General features: G+C 71.2%; 17 protein-coding genes. 1 reads left to right on the forward strand and 16 read right to left on the reverse strand.

Going from position 1 to position 20981, the window contains the following annotated elements:
* Positions 1-102 precede the first annotated feature (102 nt).
* From AC07RM_RS28750 to AC07RM_RS28800, 11 genes are all read right to left on the reverse strand, one after another.
* The gene (locus AC07RM_RS28750) at positions 103-1452 is read right to left on the reverse strand and encodes an amidase (protein WP_495336714.1); all 1350 of its coding nucleotides are present in this window, start codon (positions 1450-1452) and stop codon (positions 103-105) included.
* A 17-nt stretch (positions 1453-1469) separates the two neighbouring features.
* Positions 1470-2192: a DUF2848 domain-containing protein gene (locus AC07RM_RS28755; protein WP_495336715.1), complete on the reverse strand. Its 723-nt coding sequence runs from the start codon at positions 2190-2192 to the stop codon at positions 1470-1472.
* A gap of 4 nt (positions 2193-2196) precedes the next feature.
* Complete coding sequence (locus AC07RM_RS28760) at positions 2197-3513, reverse strand: MFS transporter (RefSeq protein ID WP_093348525.1); 1317 nt, start codon at positions 3511-3513, stop codon at positions 2197-2199.
* 41 nt (positions 3514-3554) lie between these two features.
* Positions 3555-4238 (reverse strand): hypothetical protein, encoded by a 684-nt coding sequence (locus tag AC07RM_RS28765; protein WP_495336716.1) that lies wholly within the window; start codon positions 4236-4238, stop codon positions 3555-3557.
* Between the two features lie 144 nt (positions 4239-4382).
* Positions 4383-5300 (reverse strand): LysR family transcriptional regulator, encoded by a 918-nt coding sequence (locus AC07RM_RS28770; protein ID WP_093348530.1) that lies wholly within the window; start codon positions 5298-5300, stop codon positions 4383-4385.
* A 65-nt stretch (positions 5301-5365) separates the two neighbouring features.
* Positions 5366-6469 carry a serine hydrolase domain-containing protein gene (locus tag AC07RM_RS28775; RefSeq protein WP_495336717.1) on the reverse strand — a complete coding sequence of 368 codons (1104 nt, stop codon included), beginning with the start codon at positions 6467-6469 and terminating at the stop codon, positions 5366-5368.
* 102 nt (positions 6470-6571) lie between these two features.
* Positions 6572-7357: a citryl-CoA lyase gene (locus AC07RM_RS28780; RefSeq protein WP_495336718.1), complete on the reverse strand. Its 786-nt coding sequence runs from the start codon at positions 7355-7357 to the stop codon at positions 6572-6574.
* 11 nt (positions 7358-7368) lie between these two features.
* Positions 7369-8103: an SDR family oxidoreductase gene (locus tag AC07RM_RS28785; protein WP_495336719.1), complete on the reverse strand. Its 735-nt coding sequence runs from the start codon at positions 8101-8103 to the stop codon at positions 7369-7371.
* Positions 8100-9656, reverse strand: coding sequence for a class I adenylate-forming enzyme family protein (locus tag AC07RM_RS28790; RefSeq protein WP_495336720.1), 1557 nt, complete (start codon positions 9654-9656; stop codon positions 8100-8102). Before AC07RM_RS28790 ends, AC07RM_RS28785 begins: the two co-directional genes overlap by 4 nt.
* A 4-nt stretch (positions 9657-9660) precedes the next feature.
* Complete coding sequence (locus tag AC07RM_RS28795; protein WP_296792721.1) at positions 9661-10638, reverse strand: tripartite tricarboxylate transporter substrate binding protein; 978 nt, start codon at positions 10636-10638, stop codon at positions 9661-9663.
* Between the two features lie 39 nt (positions 10639-10677).
* Entirely contained in the window at positions 10678-11499 is an 822-nt protein-coding gene (locus AC07RM_RS28800; protein WP_495336721.1) for an SDR family NAD(P)-dependent oxidoreductase, read from the reverse strand.
* Between the two features lie 69 nt (positions 11500-11568).
* On the opposite strand from AC07RM_RS28800, the gene AC07RM_RS28805 reads away from it, so the two are divergent.
* Positions 11569-12597, forward strand: coding sequence for a LacI family DNA-binding transcriptional regulator (locus AC07RM_RS28805; RefSeq protein ID WP_261217758.1), 1029 nt, complete (start codon positions 11569-11571; stop codon positions 12595-12597).
* A 6-nt stretch (positions 12598-12603) separates the two neighbouring features.
* Here the strand turns inward: AC07RM_RS28805 and AC07RM_RS28810 are convergent, their stop codons facing one another.
* From AC07RM_RS28810 to AC07RM_RS28830, 5 genes are all read right to left on the reverse strand, one after another.
* On the reverse strand, positions 12604-13035 hold the full coding sequence (locus tag AC07RM_RS28810) for a GNAT family N-acetyltransferase (protein WP_495336722.1): 432 nt from the start codon (positions 13033-13035) through the stop codon (positions 12604-12606).
* Between the two features lie 4 nt (positions 13036-13039).
* The gene (locus tag AC07RM_RS28815) at positions 13040-13411 is read right to left on the reverse strand and encodes a nuclear transport factor 2 family protein (RefSeq protein WP_444814270.1); all 372 of its coding nucleotides are present in this window, start codon (positions 13409-13411) and stop codon (positions 13040-13042) included.
* Between the two features lie 130 nt (positions 13412-13541).
* Positions 13542-13889: an NIPSNAP family protein gene (locus AC07RM_RS28820; protein ID WP_057596395.1), complete on the reverse strand. Its 348-nt coding sequence runs from the start codon at positions 13887-13889 to the stop codon at positions 13542-13544.
* A gap of 70 nt (positions 13890-13959) precedes the next feature.
* Positions 13960-14721, reverse strand: a complete 762-nt coding sequence (locus AC07RM_RS28825; protein WP_057596396.1) for a putative DNA-mimic protein — start codon at positions 14719-14721, stop codon at positions 13960-13962.
* A 104-nt stretch (positions 14722-14825) separates the two neighbouring features.
* The gene (locus AC07RM_RS28830) at positions 14826-20843 is read right to left on the reverse strand and encodes an alpha-2-macroglobulin family protein (RefSeq protein WP_495336723.1); all 6018 of its coding nucleotides are present in this window, start codon (positions 20841-20843) and stop codon (positions 14826-14828) included.
* Between the last annotated feature and the right edge of the window lie 138 nt (positions 20844-20981).

A 20981-nucleotide genomic window follows, 5' to 3' on the forward strand; every position in this document is an offset into this window, starting at 1 on the left:
AGTGGGGTCGCCTTTCTTTGCTTACTTTCTTTGGCGAGACAAAGAAAGTAAGTCGCCCGCCGGGGCGAGACCCGGCCTACAGCCTAAAAAAAGAACCCAACCTCAATTCAACCGCAGCACGTCCTCAACAGCCAAAGCAACCCCAGCCAACCGCGAGTCATCCCCATTAACCGAAGACAACATCAACCCAACAGGCAACTCCCCAGCCGAATGACAAGGCAAGCTGAACGAACACCCATCCATCAAATTGATCGCAAACGTATTCCGCAACAACAGTCCGTTAGCCTGGAAAAACGCCGAATCCTCAGCCAACGAATCAATGGCAGGCGCCACGATAGGCACCGTAGGACAAAGCAACGCATCGAACCCCTCAAGCCGCCCCTCGACCCGCGAGATCCACTCCCGCCGCCGATCCAGCAACGCGATGTAATCGGCAGCCCGCACCTCGGTCCCCAGGGCAATCCGCGCCGCAACCCGAGAATCAAACGCCTCGCGCTTCGAAGCAAACCGTTCCCGATGCACAGCCGAAGCCTCGATAGGCGACAACCCCCCCGGCGCATTGACCGTCCCGATCTCCGCTAGCTCGCTCAACGCAATCTCCACGATCTGCGCCCCGGCTTTGGACAGCGCCTGCACCGCCCGCTCAAAAGCCCGCGCCACGCCAGGCTCGATCGCATCGAACATCAGCGTCTGCGGCACCGCGAGCCGCAACCCCTGCGCCGGCCGGCGCCGCACCACGAGCGGCGCATCGGCGATCGCGGCGTCGGCGATCAGGCAATCCTCGACGCTGCGCGCCATCGCGCACACCGTGTCGAGCGAACGCGCGAGTTCGAAGGCGCCGGTGCGTGGCACGCGCGACTGCGTGCTCTTGAAGCCGACGATGCCGCACAGCGCGGCCGGGATGCGGATCGAGCCGCCGGTGTCCGAACCCAGGCCCGCGACCGCGAGGCCCAGCGCCACCGACACCGCGGCACCCGACGAGGAGCCGCCGGGAATGCGCGCGACCTCGGCGTCGGCCGGATTGCGCGGCGTGCCGTAGTGCGGGTTGATGCCCACGCCCGAGAACGCGAACTCGGTCATGTTGGTGCGGCCCACGATGGCCGCGCCCTGCGTGCGCAGCCGCGTCACCACGGCCGCGTCGCGCGCGGCCGGAGGCTCGCCCTGGCAGGCGATGGAGCCGGCCAGGGTGGTCTCGCCGGCCACGTCGTAGAGGTCCTTGATCGAGACCGGCAGGCCGGCGAGCGGCGCGGTCTGCACGCCGGCCTTGTGGGCGGCATCGGCATGGCGCGCGGCGGCCAGGGCGGCGTCGGCGTAGAGGCGGGTGAAGACGTTCGCGGCCGCGGGCTGCGTGGCGGCGGCTAGCACCTGCTCGATCAGCGCCTCGTGCGTGAGTTCGCCGCGGGCGATGCGCGCGCGCAGCGCGCCGATGGTGGAGTCGTTCTGTGTTGTCATGAAGGAGGACAAGGCGTTCAGGCGATCACGGGCAGGACGCGCACCGCATAGCGGTGGACGATGCGCCGCTGCAGGCGCGCGTCATGCAACTCGATTTCCATCTGCGCGGCGGGGCGGATGGCCTCGCCGCGCGCGTTGGGCAGCGCCGCCAGTGTGCCGCAGGTCATGAAAAGTCCCTCGGGTTCCTTGCCAAGACCCGGCAGGCCGTCGCGCAGCGCGGCCAGCGGGCGGATCGCGGCCAGGGTGCCGCGCTGGTAGTCGACCCAGCGGCCGTCCTCGAGGATGCGCGAGCGCAGCTCGATGGCGTCCTGGTGCGCCTCCACGTCGCGCCAGCGCCAGGCCGAGGCGGCCAGCGGCTTGGCGCACATCTGCTTGGAGACGGCGACCGAATAGCTCTCGACCTGGCGGTCGGTGTGGTCCGAGGCCACGCCGAGCCACCACTCGCCCCGCGAGAAGAACAGCAGCGGTTCGGCCTCGCCCGAGCTCTGGTCGCCGAGCGCCTCGATCTCGGAAGACTGCGTGAGCAGCAGCGAGGCCATGCGGTAGTACAGCGGCACGCTCGAGGGGCGCGGCACGCCGAGCGCGGCCAGCTCCTCGATGTGGTGCTCGATGGCGGCGCTGTCGCGGCCGGTCCAGCCGGCCACCACCAGCGCGCTGGGCGCGACGGCGTGCAGCGCGCTGCTGCGGGTGCCGTCCTCGGCGATGCTTTCGCAGGCGATGTGCAGGGTGTTGCGCGTCATCGCTTCAGGCCTCCAGCGGTTCGTGCGCGGTCTCGCGCGCCACCAGCAGCGCGACCAGCGTGAGGCACAGCGCGCCGGTCACGTAGAGCGAGACCGCGAGCGTGCTGCCGTAGGACTTGAACAGGCTGGCGATGATCAGCGGTGCGAAGCCGCCGCCGAGGATGCCGGCCAGCGTGTAGGCCAGCGAGGAGCCCGCATAGCGCACGCGGTTCGGGAATTGCTCGGTCACGAAGGCGGCCTGCGGGCCGTACATCATGGCGTGGATCACGAGGCCGACCACCACCGCGGCGCAGATCGCGAGCGGCTTGGCGCTGTCCATCAGCACGAAGAACACGAAGGCCCAGACGATGCCGCAGAGCGCGCCGATGATGTAGACCGGACGGCGGCCGATGCGGTCCGACAGGCTGCCGAACCAGGGCACCGAGATCGCGTTGCAGGCCGCGCCGATCATGGTCGCGGTCAGCGCCAGCGGCCGCGACAGGTGCAGCACGGTGGTCACGTAGGTGAGGGTGAACACCACCACCAGCGCATAGAGCACGTCGGAGCCGATGCGCGAGCCGCCGGCCACCAGCAGGCGGCGCCAGTGCTGGCCCAGCACTTCCTTGATCGGGGTCTTGGCGGTCTCCTGCTTCTGCTCCATCTCGCGGAACACCGGCGTTTCCTCGACGCCGCGACGCAGCCACAGGCCGAACAGCACCAGTGCCACGCTCGAGACGAAGGGGATGCGCCAGCCCCAGGACTGGAAGTCCTCGGGGCTGAGCCAGGCCGACACGGCGGCGATGAAGCCGGTGCCGATCAGCGTGCCGGCCGAGGGGCCGACCTGCGTGAACGAGGCGTTGCGGCCGCGCTCGTTCGGCTTGCCGTGTTCCATCGACAGCAGCACCGCGCCGGCCCATTCGCCGCCGAGCGCCACGCCCTGCACGAAGCGCAGCGCGACCAGCGCCACCGGTGCCCAGATGCCCCAGCTCGCGTAGGTCGGCAGCAGGCCCATGAGGCCGGTCGACACGCCCATGATCACCAGCGTGGCGACCAGCACGAAGCGCCGGCCGAGCCGGTCGCCGAGGTGGCCGAAGACGACGCCGCCGAGCGGGCGCGAGATGTAGCCGACCGCGTAGGTCGAGAAGGCGAGGATGGTGCCGGTCAGCGGATCGAAGGAGGGGAAGAAGATCGCGTTGAAGACCAGCGCCGCCATGATGTTGTAGACGGTGAAGTCGTACCACTCGAGCGTGGTGCCGATGGAGCTGGCCATCGCGAGGCGGCCCATCTTGGCGGGCTTGGCGCCGTGCGCGGCGGACGCGGCCGGGAGAGCGTGTTCGGTCATGAGGATCCTGGAATGAGGAAGAAGGTGAAGGAGGCGGTCGGTCAGGCCAGCTCGCCGGCGTGCAGCTTCCAGCCGAGCGCGAGCAGCCAGCCGCTCGCGGGATCGGCATCGAGCGCGGCGGCGGCCGTGGCGCGCGCGGCGCGGGCGGCATCGGCGCCGCTGGTCTCGACCACCAGCATCGGCTGCAGCACGCGGCCTTCGCTGCGCTCGCGCGGCAGCGGCGTGCTCAGCGCGGCATCGGGCTGCAGCAGGAAGGACTGGACGAAGCCCGGCTGTTCGGCGAGGCGGCGGCCGGCCTCGGCGGCGCGTTCGGCGAGCGCGGCGGCATCGCTGGCCACGGCCAGCGGCAGCACCGCGATGTGGCTGCCGCTGCCGAAGCCGGTGACGGCGCGCACCGCGCAGACGCGGCGGATCGGATCGCGCATGCGGTCGAGGTTGGCGATCGACCACGGCGTCTGGCGCTCGAAGGCGGCGCGGTAGCCGGCCGAGCGGAACACCTCGAGCGAGGCGGTGCGGTACAGGCCGAGGTAGCGGCGGCCGCCTTCGAGCGAGACATAGCGCGCGCCGGAAAGGAAGCCCGGGATGCGCACGCGTTCCTCGACGTGCTCGCGGTCGTACCAGCGGTTGAAGTCGGCCTCGTCGGCCGCGGGATCGACGTCGCAGGCGACGAAGAGCAGGCCGTTCTCGGCGGCGGAAGGTTCGGTGACGGAAGCGGTGGAAGTCATGGCGGCGGAAGCGGGAGCGGGCCTTCGAAAAAAGAAGGCGCGATCTTCCGTCGCGGGGTCAGGCTGTCACAAACGAGTTTTTCTGGGCGACAGCCACAAGAATTACTGGCCCCTCGATGGGGCGCAAATGCGCTGTTTCGAGGGTTAACCCTCTATGGCTCCGCTCCAGATTGGTGCAATTGCCGCGGCCGTGAACTGGTCGGAGGCCCGGCAGGCCAGCTCGGCCACGAGCCGGATGGCGTCGGAGTCGGCGGCCTCGAGATGGCTCACCACCAGCCGCTGCGGCGAGATCAGCGCATCGCATTCGATGATGCGTACGTCGCCGGCCGCCACGTACTCGTAGACCGGCGGCAGCGGCACCAGCGCATTGCCGAAGCCCGCCTTCACCAGCCGCGCGAGCGCCGAGATCGAGCTCACGCAATGCACCTTGCCCAGCGGGATGCCCACCGCGCGGTAGAGGTTCTTGAGCGCCTCGTGCGGCTGCGAGCCCGGGCTCATGGTCAGCACCGGCTGGCGCAGCAGCTGCTCCACTGTCTGCGTGCCCTCGGCGCTCATCTGGCCGACCCAGCCCATGGGCATCGGCAGGCAGGGCGTGCTCACGATGCCCGCGCCCGCGATGTGGTCGGTCTGCAGCGCGATGTCGAGCGCGCCCTCGCGCAGGCCGCGGTGCAGCGCCAGCGTGGTCTCGGAGGTGAGCTGCACCTCGATGCCCGGGTAGGTGGAGCGCAGGTTGGTGAGGAAGCCCAGCAGCCAGGTGTGGACCACGGTCTCGATCGCGCCGATGCGCACCAGGCCCAGCAGGTCCTCGCGCGGGCGGCCCAGCGAGACGATCTCGCGGCGCAGCTCGAGCAGCCGCTCGCCGTAGTCCATCAGGCGCACGCCGACGGGCGTGAGCCGCAGCTCGCGCGCGTCGCGTTCGAACAGGCGCGCGCCGATGTCTTCTTCCAGCGAGGCGACGCGGTTCGACACGGCCGCCTGCGTGATGTGCAGCCGGTCGCTCGCGGCCCGGAAGCTGCCCAGCCGCGCGGCCCAGAGAAAGGCTTCGACGAATCGTGTGTTCATGCAGGTGTGTCCGCGGGGATTGTGCCGGCAATCGCGCGCCAGCCACCCCGGGACGGCCCGCATGGCTACTTCGCGGCGAGGGGGAGGGTGAGCGCGTCCAGCACCGGCACCACCGCGGCCGCGTCGTTGCTCGCGAGCAGCACCAACGCTTCGCTGGTGGCTGGCGAGAACGCGAGCAGCGCGCGGTAGCCGCCGGTCTGGCCGGTGTGGAAATAGATGCGCCGCTGCGCGCCGCCCGCGGCCGGATCGCGCATGCGCAGCGCATAGCCGACGTCGTACTCGCCCTGCGCCGACAGCGGCTCGCGCAGCCGCTCGGCCGCGGCGCCCAGCGGCCCCGCGCGGCCGGCCATCAATGCGCGTGCGAACAGCAGCAGGTCGGGCGCGGTGCTGCGCAATGCGCCGGCCGCGGCCAGCGCGCCGAATTCCCAGGGCGCGCGCGCCGCGTTGCCCGCGTAGCCCTGGGGCAGCCGCTTCGCGCGCGCCGCGTCGAGGTGCTGCACCGTGTCCTTCATGCCCAGCGGCGCGGCGATGCGCTCGCGCACCAGCTGGTCCCAGGGCTGGCCATAGCGGTCCGACAGCAGTTGCCCGACCAGCGCGATGCCCAGGCTGCCGTAGCGCGGCGCGCAGGGCGGCGACTGCGTGAACTCGAGCGTGGAGAGCGCCACCATCAGGTGCGCACGCGTGGGCCTGGCGAAGGGATTGGAGTCGAGCCCGGGCGGGCGCGCCGGCAGCGAGGGCAGGTTCGGCAGGCAGGCCGTGTGCGTGATGAGCTGGCGCAGCGTGATCGCGGCCACGGGCGGCGGCAGCGTGGCCTTGTCGGCGAGCAGCCGGCCCAGCGTGTCGTCGAGCGAGAAGTCGCCGCGCTCCACGGCCTGTGCGAGCAGCAGGCCGGTGAAGACCTTGCTGATCGAGCCGATCTCGAACACCGGCTGCGCCTGTGTCGGTGCCATCGGCCTTGCGGGGCCGACGCGGCCCGGCGCATTGCGCTGGATCGCGTAGCGCGCCGCGCCATCGCGCCAGATGCCCGCGACGAGGGTGCCGGGCCGGTCGCCGAGGACCCGGGCGGCGAGCGATTCGGGAGGGCTGTCGAAGCCGGTGCGTTCGGCATGGCCGACCAGCGGCAGCAGCAGCGCAGACAGCGCGAGGAGGGTGGCGGGAAGATGTCGCATGGCGCGCATCTTCGAAGCGCGCGGGCGCCGCGGCAACGCGCGGCGGCGGCCGCCGCGTCACCGCCGTAACGCGCGTAACGACGGCCCGTGGCTCGGCGCTTGTCAGCGCTTGTCGGCGGGCAGCACGTTGCGCGCGTCCTGCCGCAGCACCAGGTCCCAGAGCTGCTGCCCGGTCGGCGCGCGCGATTCCTCGCAGACATGCGCGACCAGCCCGGCCGCGCGCCCGACCAGCGCGAGGCCGCGGCCCAGCAGCGGGTCGAGGCCCATGTCGGCGAGCACCGCGCCGTTGGCGCCGGCCGCGTTGAGCGGCAGGTGACGGCCATGGTCCTTGCGCAGCACCTCGACCAGCGCGAGCGCGAGCCGCCAGTGGCGCCCGAAGTAGCCGTTGGCCTTCGACACGGCCATGAGCGTCGGCACGCGCGGATCGCCGTCGACGTGGATCGGATGCCCGATGCCCGGGATGCTGCGCTTCGCCTGCCGGCGCTCGCGCACCAGCGTGGCCGCGCGCTCGCGCACCTCGGCATCGCTCGCGTCGTCGGTGAGGCCCGCGGCGGCCGCGAGCAGCATCTCGCTGACGTTCTGCACCGTGCCGAGGAAGTTCGAGCCCGCGCCCAGCAGGCCTGCAGCCACCGCGCCCTGCAGCGACTCGGGCGCGCCGAGCCAGGTCATGCGCGCGGCGATCGCGCTCGGCGTGAGGCCGTGGTCGGCCGCGGTCACCAGCAGCATGTTGACCATCGCCTTCTCGCGCGGCTCGGGCAGCCGCGCCATCGCGAGCAGCCACAGCATCTCGACGAAGTCGAGCTTGCCGATGATCTCGGTGGCGAGATTCAGGCCGCGCACGTGGATCGCGTCGGGGGTGGTGTAGCCGATCTCGGTGGTGATCGTCATCGTTGACCCCCTCAGCCCGCCAGGCCCACGGTGATGCCGCCGCAGACGTAGAGCACCTGGCCCGTCATGAACGAGGCCATCGGGTGCATGAAGGCGTCGACCGCGTGCGCCACCTCGGCGGGCTCGCCGAAGCGCTGCACCGGGATGCCCTCGGCGATGCGCCGCGTGCGCGGGCTGTCGGCCGGGTTCGCGGCCTTGAAGGCCTCGGTGGCGATCGGGCCCGGCGCCACCGCGTTGACCGTGATGCCCTGCGCCGCGAGCTCGAGCGCCCAGGTGCGCGTGAGCGCGTTGAGCGCGCCCTTGGCGGCCGAGTAGCCGCTGCGCAGTTCCTTGCCGAGCGCGGCGCGGCTCGTGATGTTGACGATGCGCCCGCCGCCGGCCGCGCGCATCGCGGGCAGCACGGCCTGCACGCACTGCAGCGCGGCGCGCGCGGTCACGCCGATCTGCAGGTCGAAGTCGTCGAGCGAGGTGCTCTCGAGTGGCGCCGGGCGGATCGCGGCCACGTTGTTCACCAGGCCGGTGAAGCGGTGGCGGCCGCAGGCGTCGGCGAGCGCGGCGGCGAGCGCCTCGCGGTCGCCCATGTCCACGCGCAGGTGCGCGCCGCTGCGCGCGTCGGGCGGAGGCTGGATGTCGAGGCTGGTGACCTGCCAGCCGCTCTCGATGAGGCGGCGGCAGATCGCCAGGCCGATGCCCGAGGAGCCCCCGGTGACGAGGGCGTGGCGGTCGGATGGTGGGGTCGGATTCATGGCGTGGCGTGATGCGGTGGGGAGGTCTCGCTGCCGGCGCCCATGCGCCGCAGCACTTCGATGCGTGCGTCCTTCTTCGAGGCCTTGCCGTTCGCGGTGCGCGGCAGCGCGTCGAAGAAGTGCACCGCCTTCGGCGTCTTGACGGGATCGAGCCGCTCGCGCACCCAGGCGACGAGCTCGGCGGCCTCGCAGGCCGCGCCCTCGCGCAACTGCACCGCGGCATGCACGGCCTCGCCCCACTTGTCGTCGTCGACGCCGATCACCACGCAGTCGTAGACGGCGGGATGCCGGCCCAGCACGTTCTCCACGTCGGTCGGGTAGACGTTGAAGCCGCCGGTGATGATCAGGTCGCGGATGCGGTCCTTGAGGAACAGGAAGCCGCGCTCGTCGAGGTAGCCGCCGTCGCCGGTGCGCAGCCAGCCGTCGTGGAAGGCCTCGGCGGTCTTCTCGGGCTGCTTCCAGTAGCCCGACATCACGAGGTCGCCGCGCACCACCACCTCGCCGCCCTGGCCCGGCGGCAGCAGCGCGCCGGCCGGGTCCATGATCGCGACCTCGGTCATCAGCGCGGCGCGGCCCACCGACTCGAGGTTGCGCGGATCGAGCGCGTCCTCCACCGGCATGTAGGAGATGATCGCCGGCGCCTCGGTCTGGCCGTAGCCGGTCTCGACATGGCCGAACACCTGCTGCGCCTCCACGATCTTCGCGCTGCGCATCGGCGCCGCCGCATAGACGAAGTGGCGCAGCGCGCGCCAGTCGCGCCCGCGCGCCGTCGGGTCCTCGAGCAGGCTGTAGATCAGCGTGGGCGGCATGAAGACCGCGGTCACCCGGTCGTGCTCGAGCTGGTCGAGCACCTCGCGCGGCCTGGTCGAGCGCGGCAGCAGCACCGTGCCGCCGCTGCCGAGCACCGGCAGCAGGAAGGTCGAGGTGCCGTGCGTGATCGAGGCCACCGCGAGGTAGCGCTCGTCGGCGTCGAGCTTCATCGCCTGCATGATCGAGACGATGGTCGTGTTCCACGCGCGGTAGCTCTGCATCACGCCCTTGGGCGCGCCGGTGGTGCCGCCGGTGAACTTGATCGCCTGGATCTCGGCCAGGTCGTGGCGCACCGGCGCGGGCCGGCTGCCCGCGTGCGCGGCCAGCAGCGCCGAGAGTTCGCAAGCGGTGGGCGCCGTGCCGAGCGCGCCCGGCCGGTAGACCACGCGCGGCGCGCCGGTGGCCTCGAGCTTGGGCGCCTGCTCGTGCTCGGCGATCACCAGCGCGGCCTCGGTGAAGTCGACGATGCGGCACAGCTCGTCGGCGCCGGCGCGCGGATTGAGCGGCACCCAGATGCGGCCCGCGAGCAGGGTCGCGAACAGCGACACCACGTGCGCGAGGTGGTTGCCCGCGCAGATCGCGATGCGCCCGCGCGGATCGGGCACCAGCGTCTGGAACGCGGCGGCCAGCGCCTCGGTGTGGGCCAGCAGCTCGGCGTAGCGGAGCGTGCCCTCGGGGCCCGAGAGCGCGATCTTGTCGGGATGGCGGCGCGCGGCGCGCAGCAGGAAATCGATCGGCCGCATCCGCTTACTCCGCCTTCGCGCCCGAGACGCGCACGATCTCGGCCCACTTGTCGTACTCCTTGCGCACGAACTGGTCGAAGGCCGGCTGCGGCATCGGCAGGATGTCGGCGCCGAGGTCGCGGTAGCGCGCCTTCACGCGCTCGCTGCGCAGCGCCTTGTCGACCTCGTCGTGCAGCCGCGCCACCACCGGCGCGGGCACGCCGGTGGGCACGAACAGGCCCGACCAGGCGGTGGACTCGTAGCCCGCGAGGCCGGCCTCGGCCATGGTCGGCACCTCGGGCAGCAGCGGCGAGCGCTGCGCGCCGGTCACGGCCAGCGCGCGCAGCGAGCCCTTGGCGATGTGCGGCAGCGAGGTCGGCAGGTTGTCGAACATCAGGTCGATCTGGCCGCCGATCAGGTCGGTCAGCGCGGCCGCGCCGCCGCGGTAGGGCACGTGCAGGATGCTCACGTGCGCGAGGTGCTTGTAGAGCTCGCCCGACAGGTGGATGCTGCTGCCGTTGCCCGAGGAGCCCATCGTGAGCTTGCCCGGCGAGCGCTTCGCGAGCGCCGTGAGCTCGGCCACGGTCTTGGCCGGCAGCGCCGGGTTCACCACCAGCACGTTGGGCACCGAGCCCACCATCGCCACCGGCACGAAGGCCTTGCGTGTGTCGTAGGGCAGGTTGCCGTAAAGCGTGGGATTGATGGCGTGCGTGCCGACGGTGCCGAGCATCAGCGTGTAGCCGTCGGCCGGCGCGTTGGCGACCTCGCGCGCGCCGATGTTGCCGCCGGCGCCGGGACGGTTGTCCACGATCACCGGCTGGCCCAGCGCCTGCGCGAGCTCGGTGCCCACGAGGCGCGCGAACAGGTCGGCCGCGCCGCCGGGCGGGAAGGGCACGACCAGGCGCAGCGGCTTGGCGGGCCAGGCCGGTGTCTGCGCCATGGCGCCGGTGGCGAGGGCGGCCAGCGCGAGGGCGCCGGCGCCCAGGAGGGAACGTCGTTTCAAGGCTTGTCTCCGGAAGCGGGGAAAAAAGAAAGAGAAGGCTCAGGCCGCGGCGCCGGGTGCGCGCGCGATGCCGTGGCGCAGGCCGCCGTCCACCGGCAGCTCGGCGGCATTGATGTAGGCGGCCTCGTCCGAGAGCAGGAAGCAGGCGGCGTTGGCGATGTCCCAGGCGCTGCCCTGGCGGCCGAAGGGCAGCGGCCCGCTCGCACGGCCCGGGCGCGCAGCGCTGGCGGCGCGGCCCATGGGCGTGTCGATCAGGCCCGCGCGCACGATGTTGGCGCGGATGTCGCGCCCATGGCCCTCGAGCGCTACCGCGCGGCACAGCGCCGACAGCGCGGCCTTCGAGCTCTCGTAGGCCGGGTTGCGGCCCGCGGGCATCAGCGCGGCCAGCGAGGAGACGAACACGATCGCGCCGCCGTGCTGCATGGCGGGCAGCGCCGCCTGCGCGCACAGCAGGTGGCCGCGCAGGTTCACGCCGAGGATCGCGTCCCAGCTCTCGGGCGTGACCTCGGCCAGCGGTCGGCGGTCGCTGATGCCGGCGTTGAGCACCAGCGCATCGAGCACGATGCCGCCCTCGGCCAGCGTGGCGAACAGCGCGCGCACCTGGGCCGGGTCGCCGATGTCGGCGGCCAGGGCCACATGCTGCGCACCGGGTGCCTGCGCCTCGGTCGCGGCCACCGTGTGTCGCGCGGCCTCGAGGTCGCGGTCGGCGCACACCACGCGCGCGCCGCGCTGCGCGAGCCGCAGGCAGATCGCGCGGCCGTTGCCCACGAGTTGGGGATCGCCGCCGGCGGCCTGGCCGCCACCCACCACCAGCACCGTGCGGCCGGCGAAATCGCGCCTTGTTTCTGAGAACGTTTCCATATCGATTCCAAGGTTAAAGTGAGCACCCAGGAGGCCGCAATCCATGGAACGTTTGCATAAGGGAAAACTATGAGCCGAACGCCCAGCCAGGCGGTCTCGCTGCGCGACGTGGCGCGCGCCGCCGAGACCTCGGTGGCCACCGTCTCGCGCGTGCTCAACCACAGCGGCTACGTCAGCGCCGAGGTGCGCAAGCGCGTCGAGAAGGCCGCGCAGGGCATCGGCTACGTGCCGAACTTCAGCGCGCGGCACCTGAAGACCGGGCGCAGCAAGGCGATCGGCTTCATGGTCTCGAACATGGCCAATCCCTTCCTCTCGGCCTTCTTCGCGGCGGTCGAGGCGCGGCTGCAGTCCGAGGGCTTCTCGGTGCTGGTCGGCAGCACCTTCGACCAGCCGCAGCGCGAGGCGCAGCTGCTGCACCTGTTCGAGAACCGCCGGCTCGAGGGCGTGTTCGTCTCGCCGAGCCGCGAGGACCTGCCCGCGGCGCAGGACGCCTTCGCGCGCTGCAAGCTGCCGCTGGTGGTGCTCGACCGCGAGACCGGCTTCGAGGCCGACGCGGTCTGCCAGGACCATCGCCAGGGCGTGGCCACGGCGGTCGACTACCTGGTGTCGCTGGGCCACCGGCGCATCGCGCTGTTCGGCCCCAATCCCGCGATCCGGCCCGGGCGCGAGAAGCTGCTCGGCTACCGCGACGGCCTGCGGCGCGCGGGCCTCGGCTACGACGAGGCGCTGGTGTGCATGCTGAGCTCGGCCATCGAGTCGTCGGCCGCGCAGATGGACGCGATGCTCGCGCTCGCGGCGCCGCCCACCGCGCTGATCGCGCTCGGCACGCGGCTGCTGTCGGGCGCGCTGCGCAGCGCGCGCGAACGCGGCCTGCGCATTCCGGCGCAGCTGTCGGTGGTGGGCATCGGCACCGACGACGCCTTCGCGCTGATGGACCCGCCGCTGACCACCTTGCGCTTCGACATCGAGGGCGCCGCGCATGCCGCGGCCGAGCTGATGCTCGAGCGGGTGGAAGGGCGCGCGCCCGAGGCGCGGCGCAGCGTGCACGTGCCGCTGGCGCTCACCATCGGCGCCTCGTGCGCGGCGCCCGCGCGCTGAGCGGTTTCAGTCGCCGTCGACCAGGCCGCGCGCGATGGCGAGCGGCTCGTCGCGGAAGATCGCCATCGCGGTCTTCATGCGGCGGAAACCGAGCTTGCGATAGAACGGCTCCTTGCCGGCCACCGCGTACAGGATGATCTTCTTGTGGCCGCGCGAGCGTTCGACCAGTGTCGCGACGATCTCGCGGCCCAGGCCGGTGCCCTGGCGCTCGGGGTGCACGGCCACGTCGCAGATGTAGGAGCAGTCGAGGCCGTCGGCCAGCGCGCGGCCCGCGCCGACCAGCCGGCCGTCCTCATAGACCAGGCACTTGAAGAGGCTGGCGGCGTACACCTGCTTCAGGCTCTCGGGCGGCTTGTGGCCCAGCGGCGCGATCTCGTAGAGCCGCGACAGCTCGTCCCAGTCGACAGCGTCGATCGCGTGGCGCCACTCGAGGGCCATGGGCTCAGGCCGCGTAGAAGAATTCCTCGCGCACGATCTTGCCGTCTTCCACCGTGTAGAGCGCCATCTCCTCCATGGTGAAGCGCTCGCCGCTGGTCTTGAAGGTGGCGTCGATCTTGAAGCCGACGATGAAGCGGTCGTCGTGCGGCCACGGGCCCGCGACGATCATGCCGTGCACCTCGTGGTTCGAGGTCCACCATTCGCCCTTGCCGCGGATCGCCTCGATGCCGCGCACCTCGCGCGCCATGTCGGGCGGGCCGCCGGCCTCGACGCTCACCGCGTCGCTCGCATAGAGCGTCAGCGCCTCCTCGTAGGCGCCCTGGCGGCACAGCTCGACGAGCGTGTTGGCGATTTCCATCGTGTCCATCGTGGTCATGGGTAGCGGCCTTTCTGCGGATCGCAGCAACGGGGTTGGGGGGAATGGGAACGGCTGGAGTCAGTGTAGGCCGCCGGCCGCGCGGCGCCCATCGGGAAAGACCGGGAATGACAAGCGCGCCGGGCCGGACTCAGTCCGGCGCGTTGAGCGCGCGCATGCTGTCCACCGCCTCGCCCGAGGCCCAGAGCAGCGTGTTGAGGTAGGTCTCGATGCGGTCCACCAGCGCGGCGCGCGGGCCCTCGCGCCATTCGGTCGAGCCGTAGAAGGCCGACTGCTCGGCCTCGAGCGCCTCGCGGCTCGCATAAGCGCGCACGAGGTGGTAGCTCTCTTCCTCGTGGTCGCCGCGGCCGTAGCTCACCACGTCCATGCCCCTGGCGCGCAGCATGGGCACGGCGCGCGCGTGCATGGCCTCGTGGAAGGCCTCGAGGGTGCCGGGCTTGAGGCGGTAGGTGCGGATTTCGAGCAGTCGCCGGGTCATGAAGAGGTCCTTCCTGGATGCCGGCCACCGTTGTACCGCGTGCCGCGCCGGCGAGCCAGCGCGGCGTGCTTCAGCAGAACACGATCGCCGTGCGATGCGCGATGCTCAGTCGCGCAGCCTCGTAAAGCAGCAGCCAGGCCGCGTACTCGCGGTAGAGGCCGTTGTCGTCCTCGATCAGGGCGTCGATGCGCTCGGCCTCCTCGTCGCCGAGCTTGCCGTTGTTCAGGTGGATGCCCAGCGCGGGCGCCACGTAGACCAGTTCCTCGAGCAGGCGGTACGAGGAGCCGAGCATGCCGCCGGGCAGGCCCAGGGCTTCGTCGTCCTCCTCGTCCTCTTCCTCGTCCTCGATGTCGTCTTCCTCGGGGCCGCGCGAGAGGTCGACGTCCTCGTCGTCCTCTTCCTCGTCCTCTTCCTCGGCTTCATCGTCCTCGTCGCGCTCGTCGAACAGCACTTCCTTGAAGTCCACCGGCACGTAGAAGCCCTCGGCATCCGAGTGGCACAGCAGGTGGCTGTCCTCGCTGTCGAGCAGGGTCTGGATCTTCGGGTCGGCCGTGGGATCGACGTCGTCGGCCAGCGGCGTGGCCACCCAGTCGGGCGCGAGCACGCGGTGCGCGTAGGCGCGGCGCAGGTAGTGGATGAAGGAGTAGGGGAAGCTCTCGATCGAGGCGCGCGAGTCGAACTCGATCGCCTCGCGCGGCTCGGTGTGCGGCGGCAGGCCGGCGGCCGCCAGCACGCGGTTGACTTCCGCCAGGTCTTCCTCGAACGCCTCGGCGCCCTCGGGGTCGTCTTCGAGCAGCTCGGCAAGCATGCCGACGCAGATGGCCAGGCCCATGGATCACTCCTCGTGGTTCGTGGCGGCGATGGTGACGAACCCAGATGAAGGCGGGATGACGGCCGGCCGCGCGTTGCGCCGAACCGTCATCCGCGCGGGCGGCTTCAGCGCGCCGCTTCGACCTTGATGCGCTCGTTCGGCACCTCGCCGAACATCTCGGGCGCGTACATCGCCTCGACACGGCTCGGCGGCAGCGCGAAGTCGCCGACGTTGTTCAGCCGCACCGTGTACTCCATCTTCACCACGCCCTTGGGCAGGTACTGGTAGTAGCTGCGGAAGGCCTCGAAGCTGCGTTCCTCGAAGGCCGGCCAGCCGGCGCCCGACTTCTTCTCGCCCTGGGTGGCGATCTGCGAGTCGCGGCCCAGGCCGCTGCCGAGGATGGTGGCGCCGCCGGGCACCGGGTCGCTGATGACGACCCAGGTCATGTCGGCGCTGGCGTTGACTTCCAGGCTCACGCGCAGCACGTCGCCGCGCGTGTACTTGCCGGCCACCGCCTGCTCGACCGGCGTCACGGTCTTCTTGATCGCATAGCCGGCCGCGAACGGCGCCTTGAGCTGCACCGCCGCGATCGACTGCATCGTGAGCCAGGGCTTGCCCGTACCCTGCTGGGTCACGAGCAGGGTGTCGCGCACCGGCGCGCCGCCGGGCGACGCCGCCCACGGCAGGAACATGCCGTTGTTGCGCAGGTTGCCCGGCGAGGCCGGGGCGCCGAAGAAGGTGGTCTGGTTCGGCGCGCCGCCCGGATCGCTGGCCTTCACGCGCTCGACCTTGCTCCAGTCGACCTGCGCCTTGGCCGCGCCCAGGGTGGCGGCGGTGATGCCGGCCACCGGCGTGCTCTCGAACAGCTTGCTGAACTTCTCGAGCGCCAGCCCGCCCCAGAGGTTGGCAGTGGTGGTGTGCCAGGCGCCGTTCTGCTGCCGGCCGATGAAGCCGTTGGCGAGCTTGCCGATGTCGTCCTTCCAGCTCGGATCGTCCATCACCGTCAGCAGCAGGCGCGCGGTGTTGACGTCGCCGTTGGTCATCAGCCACCACCAGTAGTCGTCGCGCTCGGTGCTGAAGATCAGCTTGGTGCCCTGGTAGGACAGCCGCGCCTTGAGCACGTTGTTGGCCTCGTCCATGCGCTGCTGGCGCTGCGGCACGTCCTGCACGCGCTTCAAGATGTTGAGCCAGTCGATCACCGCGCTGGTGGGCCACTGGTTCGGCGCGATGGTGATGCTGCCGAGCATGGCGCCCGAGGCCTTGCCGTAGCGCGACAGCGCCTCGAGCGCGGCCAGCTTGCGCACGTCCAGGTCCTTGCGCGGGCTCCAGAAGTCGCGCGTGAGACGGCCCTCGACGAAGGCGATCAGGCCGGCCTCCATCGGCGCGCGCACGTCGTCGGCGAGCGCGAAGGCGGGGTCGAGCGAAGCCGCTTCGTTCGTGGCCGCCAGCAGGTACGAGGTCAGGATGTCGCTGCCGCCGTTGGCCTCGCCGTCGCGCGGCGGGAAGTAGCTCGCCAGGCCGTCGCTGTCGAGGTAGGTGGGCAGTTGCGCGAGCACGCCCTGCCACATCTTCGCGTCGCGCAGGCCGACCGACTTGCTGGTCTTCTGCTCGAGGCAGACGAAGGGGTAGTTGGCGAACCAGTCGCGCACGCCCGGCAGGCCTTCGGCCAGCTTGGGCTGCAGCGACAGCTTCAGGCCGCCGCGGCCGGGCAGGGCGTCGGCCGGTGGCGCCACGTCGATGGTGAACGGGCCGTCGACCTGCACCAGCGTGGCCTGCTGCACCGTGAGCGGCACCGAGGGCACGATGCGCTGGCGCACCTTGAGCGCGTCGCGCGCGCCGCCCAGCGTGTCCTTGGCCTCGATCTCCCACAGGATCGCCTCGGCGCGCGTCTGCGCGAGCTGCGCCGGCGCGGTCACGTTCCAGGCCACCTCGCGCGCCTCGCCGGCGGGGATGTCCACCGTCTGCGGCTGCAGCGTGAGCAGGGTGGCGCGCGGCGTGGCTTCCACCTTCATCGCCTTCTGCGTGGTGTTGCGCAGCGTGATCTGGGCGCGGAACTGGTCGTCCTCGCGCACCAGCGGCGGCAGGCCGCTGATGATCTGCAGGTCCTGCGTGGCCTGGATGCTGGCCTGGCCGGTGCCGAACAGGTCGGTGCCCGAGTCGGCCACCGCCACGATCTTGAAGGTGGTCAGCGCGTCGTTGAGCGGCACCGTCACCACGGCCTGGCCGTTGGCATCGAGCACCACGCGCGGGTTCCAGATCAGCAGGGTCTCGAGCAGCTCGCGCGTCTGGCCCTTGCCGCCGCCGCCGCCCGCGGGCACGGCCTTGCGCCCGTAGTGGCGCCGGCCGACGATCTCCATCTGCGCGGTCGAGGTGCTGACACCCCAGCTGCGCCGCTGCAGCATCGCGTTGAGCAGGTCCCAGCTGTCGTTGGGCATCAGCTCGAGCAGCGCCTGGTCGACCGCGGCCAGCGCCACCTCGGCGCCGGCGGCCGGCTTGCCGTCGGGCAGCTTGGCGGTGATCGTGACCTGCGCCTTGCCGCGCACCGGGTAGCTGGGCTTGTCGCTGGCCACCGTCACGTCGAGCTGGTGGGCGCGCGTGCCGACGCGGATCTCGGCCATGCCGAGGCGGTAGGCGGGCTTGCTGAGGTCGACCATGGCGGTCGGCGCCACGTACTCCTTGCCCTCGTACCAGAAGGCGGTCCACCATTCGCGCGGCGCCTTCCAGCCCCAGCTGAAGAAGCTGTACCACGGCACCTCGCGCAGGCGCCCGCGCAGCGCGAGCACGCTCACGTAGGCGTTCGGGCCCCACTCGGGCTTGACCTGCAGCGTGACCGTCGGGTCCTGGCCGTTGAGCTGCACCACGTGGGTCTCGATCACGCCCTCGCGCTCGACCGACACCAGCGCGGTCGCGAAGCGGAACGGGCTGCGCACCTGGAACTTGGCGATCTCGCCGGGCTGGTAGCTCTTCTTCTCGGGCAGCACGTCGATGCGGTCGTTGTCCTCGCCGCCGAACCACAGCTCGCCCTGCTTGGTCACGTAGACCGAGCTGGCGGCGCGGGCATCGCGGCCCTCGCTGTCGGTGGCGCTGGCGACCAGTTCCACCTCGCCGGCGTCCTTGAGCTCGGTCTCGCACAGCAGCAGGCCGCGTGCGTCGCTCTTGCCGCTGCAGACGGTGCCGATGTCCTTGGTCTCGGTCTTGTTGTCGTAGGTGTAGAAGCCGCCCACCATGCGCTTGCGGCTGGTGGTGGTGATGCGCGCCACGGCGCGCACGTTGAGCGTCACGCCGGCCTGGGGCTTGCCCGCGAGGTCGAGCGCGAGCGCCTGGAACTTGACCTTCTGCGCGGTCGAGACCCAGCCCTCGGTCTTGATGCCGGCGATCACGCCCGCGGGCCACAGCGTCTGCGTGCTGCGGATGGTCTGCACCTCGCCGTTCGGGTCGGCGTAGGTGGCTTCCAGCAGCAGCTCGCGCGCGGCCTTGACCTTGGGCACCTTGTCGATCGTGAGCTTGCCGGCGCCGTCCTTGTTGAGCGTGAGCGGCAGCTTGTCGGCGATCACGCGGGTGTCGCTGACGCTGTTGAGGTCCTCCTCGCCGCCCGTGGCCTCGGGGCCGGCCGCGGTGGCCGCCTGCAGGCCCGCGGCCTCGACCGGCCGCGGCGGGCTGAAGCTGAAGGCGTCGTAGTCGGAGAAGCTCAGGCTCTTGCCGCGCACCATGGCCGACACGCGCACCGGCAGGTTGGCCGCGCCGCCGCCGGCCACGTAGTTGATCTGCACGTCGGTGGGCACGGCCGTGGCCGCCACCAGCGGCTTCTTGTCGCTGGGCGCGATGCGGCCCTCTAGCACCGGCAGGCGGAATTCCTCGACGCGGAAGATGCCGGTCGCGAAGCTGCGGCCGCCACCGTCCTCCTCGTCGTCGCTCTCGTCGTTGTTCTTCTTGGCGCCGCCGCTGCGCAGCTGCACCTCGTACACGCCGAGCTTGGCCGCGGCCGGAATGGCGAAGCTGTTCTCGGCGCTCAGGCCGCCGGTGGCGGTCTTGCGCCAGGCCAGCGGCTGGGTGAACTGCTGGCCGCTGCCCTGGTGCGTGATGACCAGCGTGTCGGGCGTGCCGTCGGGCAGGCCGAAACCCTTGCGGGTCTGGGTGCGGATCAGGCTCTTCATCGACACCGTCTCGCCGGCGCGCAGCAGCGTGCGGTCGAAGATGGTGTGGGCGATGCGGTCGGGCTCGGGCTGCAGGCTGGTGGGCACGTTGAAGCGCCAGGGCTCGATGCCGCGCTGCCAGTCGCTCTGCGTGAAGGCGAGGTCTTCCACGCCCTTCTCGTCCTTGGCGCGCGCGCTGACGAACCAGAAGCCCTCGCCGTATTCGTCCTCGCCGTTGCAGTTCGGCGCCTTCGAGGGCACGCCCTCGAGCATCACGGTGCCGTCGGCGCCGGTGGTGCCCGAGGCCACGGCCTTGCCGCGGCAGTCGGACACGCGCACCTGCGCGCCCGCCACCACCTTGCCCTTGTCGAGCGTGGTGACCCAGGCCATCGAGTTCTCGCGGCCCAGCTTGAAGTGCACCGCGAGGTTGGTGGCCAGCGCGCTGGTGCGCACGTACATCGTGCGGTTGGCGCCCAGGCGCTCGTCGAGCAGCGCGTCGCCGAGCTTCTGCGAGGCGATCTCCAGCACGTGGAAGCCCGGCGTCAGCGGGATGCCGATGACCTCGAAGGGGCGCGGGTCGCCGCTCTCGGCCTTGGGCATGTCGAGCGACTTCACGCCCGGCTGGCCCGAGAGCAGCGACAGCGTGCGGGTCTGCACGTAGCTCTTGTCGCTGCTGTCGAGCACCGGCGGCAGCGGCGTGCGCAGGTCCTTGCGGGCCTCGGTGCGCGCGATGGTGTAGCTGTCGTAGCGGCGCACCTTGCGCAGCCACTCGATGATCTCGGCGTCGGTCTTCGGGTTGATGTCGCTGACCTTGCCGGGCGTGAGCGCCTGCACCATCAGCTGCGGCTCCACGCGGCGCACCGTCACCGGCATCATGGCCGGGGTGTCGGGCTCGGCCAGGCGCTCGATCACGCCGAAGGGCGAGGCCGCGAACTTGGCCAGCGGCGGCATGGCACCGGTCGCTACTTTCAGCGGGAAGCTGTCGGGCGAGGCCAGCGGCCGGCCCGAGGCGTCCTCGAACTTCGAGGGCAGCTCGATGCTGAAGGAGGTGCTCTCGGCCAGCGGCGGCGCGAACTCGATCGAGCTCACCACGTCGTCGGCGTTCTGGGCCGAGCCCTCGTCGTCGAACTTGGGCGAAAGCGTCTTGCCGCCGCCCTTGAGCTGGATCGCCGCGGCCACCTTGCGCGTGACCGGCGCGTTGAACTGCAGCGTCATCGGGCGCAGCGGCAGGCAGGCGGCCTGCGCGTTCTCGCGCTCGCAGGTGAAGGAGACCGCGAAGGGTTCGCGCACCGTGAAGCTCAGCCGGCGCTCGACGCTGTTGGCGATGCCCGAGGGCGTGGCCACGCCCTTGCCGTAGACGATCTGCAGCTTGCTGCCGGGCGTCAGCGTGCGGTTGCACTGCAGGGTGACGAAGCGCAGCGGCGTCTTGGCGGCGGCCTTGTCGCGGCCATGGGCCTTGAGCAGCTCGTTGCGCTGGGCGCCTTCGATCAGCTTCACGGGCACGCGCTCGCCGACGCCGTCGGCCGCGCACCAGACGTTCTCGCGCACGCTGTCGAGCGTGGCCGGGCCGTTGAGCTCGAGCATGAACATCTGCTGCTCGTCGATCTTGGCGTAGCTGCCAGGCTCGAAGTCGCGGATGAAGGGACCGCCGGTGGAGAACTGGTAGCGCTCGGGGCCGGTCAGCTCGCCGCTGGCGGGCTTGAACGAGGCGATGCGGCTGATCGTGCAGCGCACGCCGGGCGGCAGGTCGTTCTCGAAGTCGTAGACCCACTGCTTGGCGTCGGTCCAGCGGCCCTGGCCCTTGCCGGCCTGCGCGTCGGTGCAGCTCACGGACAGCGGGGCCGGTGCCTTCGGATCGCCGAAGTTGACCGCGGCCTGGTCGAACTTGGCGACCACCTGCCGCACGCGCGAGACCTCGCCCTGGGGCGTGAGGCTGGTGATCTGCAGCGCGAACGCGGGGGCGGCCAGTGCCGCCGCGCCGATGGCCAGCCAGAGGGATCGCGCACTCATCGAACTGTTCACAACTAACTCCTCCTGAGGACAGCGCACGAGGGTAGCCGATTTGCATGGCGCCACGGCAGTGCCGTCCGTCATAGGCCGGGGGGCCGGAGCCTGCGAAGTCGCCCCTTCTTCTTACAATCGCTCACC

Source organism: Variovorax sp. GW821-FHT09B05, from assembly GCF_059418265.1.